Annotated in this window: 9 protein-coding genes and 1 pseudogene; 8 read left to right on the forward strand and 2 right to left on the reverse strand. The window is 32.4% G+C overall.

Annotation, left to right across the window (positions count from 1 at the left end):
• Positions 1-311: 311 nt before the first annotated feature.
• Entirely contained in the window at positions 312-1,673 is a 1,362-nt protein-coding gene (locus ACQKMR_RS27395; RefSeq protein WP_427700092.1) for a D-serine ammonia-lyase, read from the reverse strand.
• A gap of 151 nt (positions 1,674-1,824) precedes the next feature.
• Between ACQKMR_RS27395 and ACQKMR_RS27400 the strand changes: the two genes are divergently transcribed.
• Both ACQKMR_RS27400 and eutH read left to right on the forward strand, forming a co-directional pair.
• Complete coding sequence (locus ACQKMR_RS27400; protein WP_427700093.1) at positions 1,825-2,370, forward strand: helix-turn-helix domain-containing protein; 546 nt, start codon at positions 1,825-1,827, stop codon at positions 2,368-2,370.
• A 761-nt stretch (positions 2,371-3,131) separates the two neighbouring features.
• A complete protein-coding gene (gene eutH / locus ACQKMR_RS27405; RefSeq protein ID WP_427700094.1) occupies positions 3,132-4,394 on the forward strand; it encodes an ethanolamine utilization protein EutH in 1,263 nt (420 codons plus the stop codon).
• Positions 4,395-4,611: 217 nt separating this feature from the next.
• On the opposite strand, the gene ACQKMR_RS27410 is transcribed toward eutH, so the two are convergent.
• Positions 4,612-4,860 (reverse strand): hypothetical protein, encoded by a 249-nt coding sequence (locus tag ACQKMR_RS27410; RefSeq protein WP_427700095.1) that lies wholly within the window; start codon positions 4,858-4,860, stop codon positions 4,612-4,614.
• A 360-nt stretch (positions 4,861-5,220) separates the two neighbouring features.
• Here ACQKMR_RS27410 and ACQKMR_RS27415 point away from each other — a divergent pair.
• The 6 genes and pseudogenes from ACQKMR_RS27415 (at position 5,221) to ACQKMR_RS27440 (ending at position 10,149) form a co-directional block, all read left to right on the forward strand.
• A pseudogene (locus ACQKMR_RS27415) lies at positions 5,221-5,749 on the forward strand (nucleotidyltransferase family protein).
• Positions 5,750-5,939: 190 nt separating this feature from the next.
• A complete protein-coding gene (locus ACQKMR_RS27420) occupies positions 5,940-6,389 on the forward strand; it encodes a GNAT family N-acetyltransferase (protein ID WP_427700096.1) in 450 nt (149 codons plus the stop codon).
• Between the two features lie 411 nt (positions 6,390-6,800).
• Positions 6,801-7,001, forward strand: coding sequence for a hypothetical protein (locus tag ACQKMR_RS27425; protein WP_427700097.1), 201 nt, complete (start codon positions 6,801-6,803; stop codon positions 6,999-7,001).
• Positions 7,002-7,698: 697 nt separating this feature from the next.
• Entirely contained in the window at positions 7,699-7,968 is a 270-nt protein-coding gene (locus ACQKMR_RS27430; RefSeq protein WP_427700098.1) for a hypothetical protein, read from the forward strand.
• A 1,216-nt stretch (positions 7,969-9,184) separates the two neighbouring features.
• Entirely contained in the window at positions 9,185-9,580 is a 396-nt protein-coding gene (locus tag ACQKMR_RS27435; RefSeq protein WP_427700099.1) for a hypothetical protein, read from the forward strand.
• A 191-nt stretch (positions 9,581-9,771) separates the two neighbouring features.
• Positions 9,772-10,149, forward strand: a complete 378-nt coding sequence (locus ACQKMR_RS27440; RefSeq protein WP_427700100.1) for a hypothetical protein — start codon at positions 9,772-9,774, stop codon at positions 10,147-10,149.
• Positions 10,150-10,394 lie beyond the last annotated feature (245 nt).

Raw genomic sequence — 10,394 nt, forward strand, 5'->3', positions numbered from 1 at the left:
AAACTACGTCAGACTTAAACTGAACCGCCGTATACCGAACGGTATGTACGGTGGTGTGAGAGGTCGGAGGCTAGGCGCCTCCTCCTACTCGATTTATGGACCTAAAGGGGCAGGATAGTTGAAGAGTGCTGTTTGATCTTTATTCAACAATTGGGCCAAATTGTGGAACAACACCTTCATAGAAAATTTGATATCTAAATGAAAGTTTAGAAGAGTTAGTGAGGGTTTGTACTTATACTAACGGGAGGTTAGTTTAATAAGAAAAGAAATTCCGAATATAAAAACACGGGGTTAAACTACCCCGTGTTAAATTACTTCTGTTTCTCTAACGCTAATTTCAACCCTTTTTGATAATATTGCGTCATCATTTCTTCAGGAACCATGCTTCCACCAGTCCCCCAAATAATATGTGTACCCTTACTCATCTTTTCCGTTAAACTATGCTTCTGTAAATAATCGATGCCCTCTTTACATAATTTACTTGGTCCTATCATGCCTGCTAGTGCAGAAGGTTCTAAATGGATCCCCTCTGTATCGACTAGTTCTTTTAGCAACTTATACAACTGTTCATCGCTAACCGTATAACTACCACTTAAAAAAGGTTCCATAGTTTTACCCACAAACCCAGATGGCTTTCCTACAGCAAGTCCATCCGCGTCTGTTACATTATCGATACCAACATCTTGTACAGAAACTTTATCATGAAGTCCAGTCATTAAACCGAGTAACATACATGGTGAGTGGGTAGGTTCTGCAAAGAAACAGTGAATATGGTCTTGATACAATAATTTCAAACCGAAAGCTACGCCTCCAGGACCACCACCTACTCCACATGGAAGGTAAACAAACAAAGGATGATTTTCATCTATTATTATCTCTAGCTCTTCTAATTGTTTCTTCAATCGAGATGCAGCCACTGCGTATCCTAAAAATAGGTCGTGAGAATTTTCATCATCCACGAAATAACATGTTGGGTCATTATCTGCTTGGATTCGACCTTCCTCTACAGCTTTACTATAATCAGCTTCATATTCAATAACTTTGACATTTTTGCTTCTAAGCAAGTCTTTTTTCCACTGTTTTGCATCAGCTGACATATGAACAGAAACATTAAAACCTAACTTTGCACTGATGATGCCAATACTAAGTCCTAAATTTCCAGTCGAGCCTACTGCGATTGAATATTGTGAGAAAAGGGTTCGAAACCTATCACTATCTATAATCGAATAATCATCTTGAGTCGTTATCAATTGATGTTGAAAAGCTAATTCTTCTGCATGTTTGAGAATTTCATAAATCCCGCCTCTTGCTTTAATAGAACCTGATATAGGAAGGTGACTATCACATTTTAGTAATAATTCTCCTAATATAGGTTGTTGATAATCCTGTTCTAAGGATTGTTTCATGGCAGGAATTCTCACTAAAGGAGATTCTATGATACCATTCGTTCCTTTTGTTTCAGGGAAAACCTTGGCGATATATGGAGCAAAACGTTTCAACCTTTCCTCTGCATCTCTTACATCTTCTTGAGTAAGGGGGGATTTTTTAATTCCCGTTTGGAATTTTTCGACATTTGGATTGAGCCAAAATACTTCATCCATCGAAATGAGCTTCTTTAGTAAAGGATATTGGTCTTTCCATGTTTGTAGTTCTTTGCTTTCAATCTCCTTCATTTGTTTGACCCTCCTAATATTCTTGTAACAAGTTACTTTATAAATTATAATTAAATAAAATTTAATACAGTTTAACACACAATCATCTCTATGTTAATTTATATTTACTTTATTTAAATGAAATTTAATAACTCGTTAAGGAGTATCGATTATGGAAAATATAGATATTGGGAAGAAAGTTGAAAAATATAGAAAAGCTAAAGGACTGAGTAGTAGAGAGTTAGCAAAATTAGCTGGAATTACACCTTCAATGTTAAGCCAAATTGAACGAGGTTTGGCGAATCCTTCTATTCAAACCCTAAAGGTCTTAGCTAATAACCTGAATGTTCCAACTTTTAGTTTTTTACTTGAAGAAACAATTACGGAGGATTTAATCGTTAGGTCCAGTAAACGTAAGAAAATGATTATTGATAATTTGTCTTATGAGTTATTGTCACCTGATTTTACGGGTAATTTAGCAACAGCGATTATGAAAGTTCCTTCGAATATTTCTTCGTCAGAAAATCTTCTAGAACATAGAGGAGAGGAAGTAGCATTTATTTTAGAAGGGAAAATTAAGCTGTATTTAGGTGAAGAAGAATATATATTAGAAGCTGGTGATAGTGTGAAAATACCAGCGAATTTGAAACATAAATGGGAAAATAATTTTAGTCAAAATGCAGCTGTATTATTTTCAGTTACCCCACCTGCGTTTTAATGTAAAAAATGTTAAATGTAATGTTTTTCCACAATCGTGCACGATTCTTGAAGAAGGTTCGCTTTTCTTAATGAACTAACGGGTGCGTTAGTTCTTTAAGGATCACTAAAAATAATCAAACTATTTTATAAAAACCGTATACTAAATGACTAGAAAAGAATCCATTTTGATTATTTTTTTCAAAATGGATTCTTTTTATTTACGCTAATATGGGGGTTCATGAGGACCTTTTGATCAATCCCTACAGTTGATTCTTTTACGTGCAAATTATCACCTAAAGTAACAAGCATTTTTAATTGTCTACTATGAGTGTACTCAAAATTTACAGGATATTTAAAATTTGTGTTATTGTATGTCACTTTTGTTCAACTCAAGTACACTCATAATGAACATTTTAATATAGAGAAAGTAACATGTGTAAATGTAACGACTTTATTTGTAATTAAACATCTTTATTGTTAATCAACAGATTCACTAATTTCAGCTATGCAATTTTGAGTACATTATTATTATCTGCATAAGCACTACAATATGATTGTAAAATATCCCCTTTGTTTTTTTACTAGTGTTGTTCAAAAATGAACCTTGTTTGGTGAGGTTTTGAGATTTTCGTAGAAGAAATCAAATGGTATAAGGAAACGAAGGGTGAATTTGTCCTTTTTTGCAAAAATGGCATTAATATTGCAAATATTCAAAAAGTATTCTTAAGATTTCTATTTTTATAAGAATCCATTTATGCCATTTAAGAAGGGATGAAACTTATGGAGAACTTAGGCACTCTTGTTATTTATGTCATTATGGCATTTGCTGTTATGGGGGCAATTGCGGCAATCCGTAATGAAGATCAAGGAATGGGAAAGGAGTTTATGCAGGGGATTTATACGATTGGTCCTATTTTCATTCCAATTGCAGCCACTTTAGCGTCGATTCCGTACTTATCAAAATTTATTGAGTTTGTATTTGGTCCCATTTTTTCCGCGATTGGTGCCGATCCATCGATGGCGGCAACGACGTTGATTTCTAGTGATATGGGTAGTTACCAACTTGCGGATGTGTTAGCTAGCACTCGCGAAAACTGGATTATTGCCACGGTTAACGGAATTATTATGGGACCGCATATTATATTTACGATTCCCGTTGCGCTGGCGATGCTACAAAAACGCGATCATAAATATTTAGCACTGGGAATGATGTCAGGGGTCCTTACCGTACCAATCAGTGTATTTATTACAACAAGCATACTTGCTTTAATGGACACGAAGATCAGAGAAACGATTAGTACAACGGCTGAGCCGACGTATCAATTATCGATGTCAATAGGCACGATCTTGATTAACCTTGTTCCTTTGACTGTGGTTGGGATATTTATTGCGATTGGATTACGGATGATCCCTAATTTAATGATTAAAGGTTTTATGTGGATCGGTCACTTCATGAGCGCAGCGATGAAGTTGGTATTAGTTTTTTCGATTGTAGAATATTTTACTGGTGTTTTTTCGACGGTGTTCGGAGGCTGGGGATTTGATCCGATTATTGCGGATAAAGAAGATCAGTTTAGAGGGTTAGAAATTGCCGGATATATCGGTATTATGCTTGCAGGCGCGTTTCCGATGGTCCATGCTATTCAAAAACATCTTGCTAAGCCGCTTCAATTTTTTGGTAAGATGTTGGGCTTGAGCAGCATCGGTAGTGCAGGAGTTATTGCTGCTACAGCTAATCCACTAGCCCTTTTTAAAATCATTAAAGACATGCCTGCTAAAGATAAGGTACTAACTATTGCTTATGCGATTAGTGGTGGTTGGATGATTGGTGATCAGCTCGCATTCCCGGCAAATTTTCAACCAACTATTATTTTTCCGGTAATGGTTGGAAAGTTTCTTGGTGCTATCCTGGCCATTATCTTAGCGTATCGTATTTCTGTTCCGAAAGCGCTAGAGATTGAACAGAATCAGAAGTTAGAGGATGAAGCCAAGAAGAAGGTGGTAGCTGACGACAATCAAATTAGGTTATTGGACGTAAATTAAGAAACCCAGCTAATCTTCCCGTGTGAAGGTAGCTGGGTTTTAAAGTTGGATGTGCAAAATAACACTTAAATTAAGCGCAAATTATCGGCCAAAGTTACAATATTGATATATGCCATATATAAGTTCCTTAACTATTAATAATTTGTGGTTAAAAAGCATTTTCAAAAACTCGTCTTTCATATAGAAGGTGAGTTTTTTTGTTATTGATTTAATTAAATTAAGGTGTAAAAAACAAAGACCCTATAAACGGAGAAATAGCCCAAAGAAGTGATATTAAAGTAATCGGCAACCAAGCAAATATAGTTACTTTATTTCTTTCCAAAATATACGAAACTACAAATATTAAGATAATAAAACTTAAAACAAGCCAATTATATCCTAAAGTAAAGTAATAAATCATCAGACCAATAATTATTACTCCAGCTAAAAGATTAAATATATGCGATTTACTCAATGTTTTACTCATTTTCTACCTCCAGTTCCCCAAGCATTACTAATTTTATATTACCATTTTTTTGAAAAATCCCATATTGATTTAAACAGTTGAACTTTATAGGAAAAGGCAAGGTGTATACACCTTACCTAGAGTAACTGTTCTAATTCAATAAAACACTATTTAGACCTTGTTGAAATATCAGTGCGTTAGCTGAAGATCGGAACTTTCTTTAACGCAGTTTTTTTCTTTATGCAACTAACGGGGCACGATAGTTGAAGAAGGATAAGCATTCAAGGTTAACGAATTATTAAAGTAATATACATTTTAAGGAGTAATTTTACAGTGATAAATGAGGAAAAAATCATTGAGCTTATTACAGAAGATCAATGGATGATGAACATATTAAAAGCAGCAAAATCGTTAAATTTACCTGATTGGTGGATATGTGCTGGATTTGTTCGTTCAAAAATATGGGACACATTACATAATTTCAATGAAAGAACTCTAATCCCAGATATTGATTTAATTTATTTTGACCCTACAAATATTGATGAATTAATGGAAAAGAAATTTGAGGAAATGCTTAAAACCCATATGCCGAACATTCCTTGGTCTGTAAAGAATGAAGCAAGAATGCACATTAAAAGTAATATGCCTCCTTATTCTTCTGCCGTTGATGCTATTTCCAAGTTCCCAGAAACAGCAACAGCTTTAGGGGTAAAATTAGATCAAAGGGATAATGTGAAATTAATAGCCCCTTGCGGCATTAGTGATGTTATTAATCTAGAAGTGAAGCCGACTCTTTTTTTTTACAGAGACTAAAGAACGAGTAGAAATTTATGAAGCCCGCATAACAAAAAAGAGTTGGAAATCAACTTGGAATAATTTAAAAGTTCATCATATAAATCGTTCTTACTAAGCTAACGGGTGCAATAGCTGAAGAATGGAGCTGCCATAGAGGCTACTTTTCTTGTTTCATAAACGGTGCTGAATAGGGAGAGAAGCTAGGAAGAAATTTTATAAAAGCTAAATACACGTAATGGGTAGTATTCATCGATTTTATAAAAAACAACAATATAGCAGTAAACAAAAATTGAGGAGGTATTGTAGTGAACCAACACCAAATCATAATTACTCAGTATAATCCCAAGTACGCTGAACAAACAGTGAAAATGTGGCGAGATAGTAAGGAACAGGCAATTGGTCAGAAAGAAATTCATAGCTTTGAAAATCACGTTTATTTTTTAAATAATATATTACCTGAACAGTTTCAAATATATTTAGCGTTAATTGACGATAGAGTAGTTGGAATGATTGCTTCTAATGAAACGGAAATAAGCCAACTTTATATTCATATAGATTATCAAGGAATTGGTATAGGTCAAACATTACTAGATAAAGTAAAAGCAAAATCAAGTGGGAGAATAACATTATATACATTTGAAGTAAATGAAAACGCACAACGATTTTATGAGAAGAATGGATTTAAAATCATTGGTAGAGGACACGAAAATGAAGAAAATTTACCTGATATTCAATATGAATGGATATCAAAATAAACAATGTTAACGGAGACTACAGGTATAAAAAAGCTATAGGAAAAGCAATTGCTTAACTGATATATGTCGGTTCTTTTTTGTGTTGGTTGAAACACTAACCCAAGATTGTGAAGTGATGTACTAAACTAACGGGTGCTTTAGTTCATTAAGAAAAATGGGTTTTTGCTCTTGGTTGTATTTCTTCACAAAATAAATTAACTTCAACAATTGGGTTTACTGCTGTTGTAGAAGGAGTTACTCCTTTTTTTGACTCCTCTGCAGCAAATGAACATTAGAAACTACTAATAATTTTACTGTTAATATTGAAAATAAAGACTTTTTCATTTTACTCAAAATAACACTCCTTTGTTTCTTCTAAAAAATTGGTATATTCTAACACTATATAAAGGAATGTGGGAGGTCGAAATACTTATGGTAAAAAAAGAAAATTCCTCTAATACTTTGTGGGTTGTATTTATCTCTATTTGTTTAGGATTTGTAATAAGGATATATTTTGTTTTAAATGCAGATCAAAATTTATTTGCTGTCTTTAATATAGATATATTGATTTTATTTGTAGCAATAATTGGATTAATAATATTGTTAAAAAACAAGAAAAAAAATAAGATGTAATTTTATAGTGTATTAGGTATATAAATCCTTCGGGTTATTTTGCTTAGACTATGCAAAAATCTCATAGTCTTTTTTTATTCTAAGAATCAATGGTTAACCAATTTTAATAAGTTAACCATTGATATATAAGATTTTTTAATTAACTAGATTTAATGTCTGGTAAAGGAGAGAAAGCAAAATACAGCGTCTGTCAACGGTACCGGAACGTAGGGAGGATAAGTTTTGTGGTAAAATATGTCTGATTATTTTTCACTAAGGAGTCTACCATCTATATGAAATTGAATCCGTTTTTCTTTGACTAATGTTTCGATAAATCGGGGAGGGAACTTGATGGATTTATACTTTTATTCAAATATGATTAGAAATGTTTTTGCTACTTTTTTTCAAGACGGTATATGGGTTATAGGTTTCTTTTATTTACTAAATAAGACATTTGAAAGTGAAAAACTAATAAAATTATCAAAATTTGTTATTATAGTCGTTTTAGCTTTTTTATTAATCTATTCAATTTCTGTGAGTATTTAAGCTAACGGGTGCTTAACTTCAATAAGGGAGTTGCTTAGGCAGCTCTTTTTTCTTATGGAGCTAAAGGGGCAGTTTAGTTTAAGATGAACTTCTATCTCTTCAGACAACGAAAAGTTTTAAATGATATGATTAAATATGAATTAATACAGAATTTTAGGGGGAAAGAGAAAAATTGTTTAAAGAAAATAAGAGTTTGTATTTATATATGTTTTTTGGAACGGTAGGCATAGTCCTTGTAGGATTAGGAGCTTTGAGGTATCAAGTAATCGTTTCTGATTTTGATTTTGAAGGATACATATTTACATACTTGGGTTTTACGTTAACTATTAGTTACATATATTACTTAGAAAAAAAAGCAGGGATAAGCAATAAAATAACGAGGATTAAAATAGCTATTACTTTTGCTCTGTTTGTTATTATTTCATATTTTTTGTATTCCTAATTCTAATTCTTTTTCTTAATGAACTAACAGGTGCGTTAGCTGAAGATCGGTGCTATTGGTAATTATATATGCTTACGATGCTGTTTAAGGAGTGAGATAAAATATTAAATTTACCAAACTTTTCAAAAGTGAAGATATTAAAACTATCTGTTCATGCATTGTTAATAGGTGTTTTATTAACTTTAGTTAGTTTAATTGTTAATGATGTTATTTCAATTGTTTTTCATGAAAGAATTACAATGAATTTATTTTTTATTAATTTAATTATGGTTTTTTGGGTTCTGTGGGCAATGCAAAATACAAAATATCAAAAATAATGAACTTGAGTTTAGTTAAATAAAGTGTTTTTTATTCAGCTAACGGGTGCGTTAGCTGAATATCAGAGCCGTCTTAAAGGCAGCTTTTTCTTTATGGGGTCCCGTCAGGAAAATGCGGATTTACAACGATAAACATCTTGATACGAGCCTTGCGAGACATCATGAAGTCCTAATTTAGCAATCATTTTGATTATTTTTTTTATTAAAAGTAGGAAGAGTTAGTAATATCAATGGTAATCCTAAATATAAACAATACTTAAAAAAATCATTTTTTGTGTATCCCAATAAGTATGAAAAACCTATTATTATCATCAAAAAACCTATTGTTAATACTAGATATCTAACAAATCTTAAACACTTCATAATTTAACTCTCCCTTCTTTATAAAAATACCCTAAATTGGAAGTATTGTAAAATAGTATTGATTTTTCCAATTAAATAATACTGCAATTTTTTGAAAGGGATTCATCTTGTCCTAGTTCATCCAAAAATCTTTGATAGAAACCCCTTTTTTTCTTTTTTTTGGCTAGTTAATTGATGTTTTATATAAACTGTTTTTTTAAAAGCCAATTTCTATGTATGAACTGCACCCCAATTGTTAGACACAACTAACAATTGGGGTGCAGTTCACTAAAGGGAAAAATTAGCACTTATCCTTGTTCCATTAAAGGGCGCGATTCTTGAAGAAGGTTCGCTTTTCTTCTAGAACTAACGGGTGCGTTAGCTGAAGATCGGAGCTGTCTCTAAGGCGGCTTTTTCTTATGGAACTAAAGGGGCAGGTTAGTTTATTAAAGCATAGTTTACGAACTGTACGGGTTATATGTTTATACAACATCGAAAATAATATTATATGGAAATTAATGAATTTTTTAGGTAATGTTATATCGAGGTGAATTATCATGGGTGAATACACAAACTTTTTTATAATGCTAGGAATTACTTTTATAATAGTAATTTCTAATAAGTTTTTATTTTGGTGGATAAAAGCCGCAATAGTAGCTTATTATTCTATAATTTCTTTTATCTTTATTAGCACTAAAAATAAAATTGATAAAGAATATGAGATTCCTCTACCAGATGCTTACTGGGATAAAAACTCAGACTGGGTAGATACAATAGCTGGTTACTATTTCTGGCCCTTGGTGGTAATTTTTCTTTTTCTATTTTTCAAATGGTATACAAGCAATCAAAGAAAGACAGATAAAGGCGTAGTGGTACTAAGTTTCATTGCATCAACTGCTATTTTTTTATTTTTTACTTTTATGTTCGTGTCTTCATACGGGTTAAGACCATAAGGTTTGTGCTTTTTTATTGCATAGTTTGTGTCAACTCTACAATAATCCTTAATGAACTAACGGGTGCGTTAGCTGAAGATCAGAGCTGTCTTTAAGGTAGCTCTTTCTTTATGCAACTATCGGGGCAGTTTAGCTTAAGTATTAATGGTATAATTTAACATAGTTATAATTGCAAAAAATGGGGGGATAGAATGAGAAAGTTTATAGTTTTAGGAATTTTATTATTAATACTTTTAGTTGGTTGTTCAACTGAAACAACTTTAACCAATGAAGAAGAAGTTGCAAACCTTGTAAATAATTATTTAGAGGCTTTAGAAACAAAGGATATAACATCAATGGTAAAATACTCTGATGATATAAGATTTCCAGATAAAGTTGAGCAAAAAGAGCAATATTCAAATATTGACGAAGATATTACTGATACTAAAATAGTAGAGCTTAAAAAAGTAAGTGAAACTGAGTTTGAGGCAACTGTCGAAATGGTTAATAATGGTGAATTAGCTAAATTCACTTTCCCTGTTGAGAAACAAAAAACAGGTTGGAAAACTATTGTTGGACGAGATTCATAGCAAATGTAGTCTGTTCTTAATCAACTAACGGGTGCGTTAGCTGAAGATTGGAGCTGTCATTTAGGCAGCTTTTTTGTATGAAAACACATTAGTAAAAAAAGCCATATTAAAATAAACCCTCCATATTCTCATTTTTTTTGAAGGGCGTAAATGTACTATGTCGTTATTTTAACTGATTATGCAGTTTGTTGTTTAGATGGAGCGATTGTATAGCCTTTCTTTTTTAGGTATTCGATCATTTTTAA

It is taken from the genome of Peribacillus sp. NPDC096540 (genome assembly GCF_050278525.1).
Taxonomy (GTDB): Bacteria; Bacillota; Bacilli; order Bacillales; family DSM-1321; genus Peribacillus.

Coding starts and splice junctions, on each gene's coding strand:
- ACQKMR_RS27395 (WP_427700092.1), bottom strand. CDS start 1,673: ATGAAGGAGATTGAAAGCAAAGAACTACAAACATGGAAAGACCAATAT.
- ACQKMR_RS27400 (WP_427700093.1), top strand. CDS start 1,825: ATGGAAAATATAGATATTGGGAAGAAAGTTGAAAAATATAGAAAAGCT.
- eutH (WP_427700094.1), top strand. CDS start 3,132: ATGGAGAACTTAGGCACTCTTGTTATTTATGTCATTATGGCATTTGCT.
- ACQKMR_RS27410 (WP_427700095.1), bottom strand. CDS start 4,860: ATGAGTAAAACATTGAGTAAATCGCATATATTTAATCTTTTAGCTGGA.
- ACQKMR_RS27425 (WP_427700097.1), top strand. CDS start 6,801: ATGGTAAAAAAAGAAAATTCCTCTAATACTTTGTGGGTTGTATTTATC.
- ACQKMR_RS27435 (WP_427700099.1), top strand. CDS start 9,185: ATGGGTGAATACACAAACTTTTTTATAATGCTAGGAATTACTTTTATA.
- ACQKMR_RS27440 (WP_427700100.1), top strand. CDS start 9,772: ATGAGAAAGTTTATAGTTTTAGGAATTTTATTATTAATACTTTTAGTT.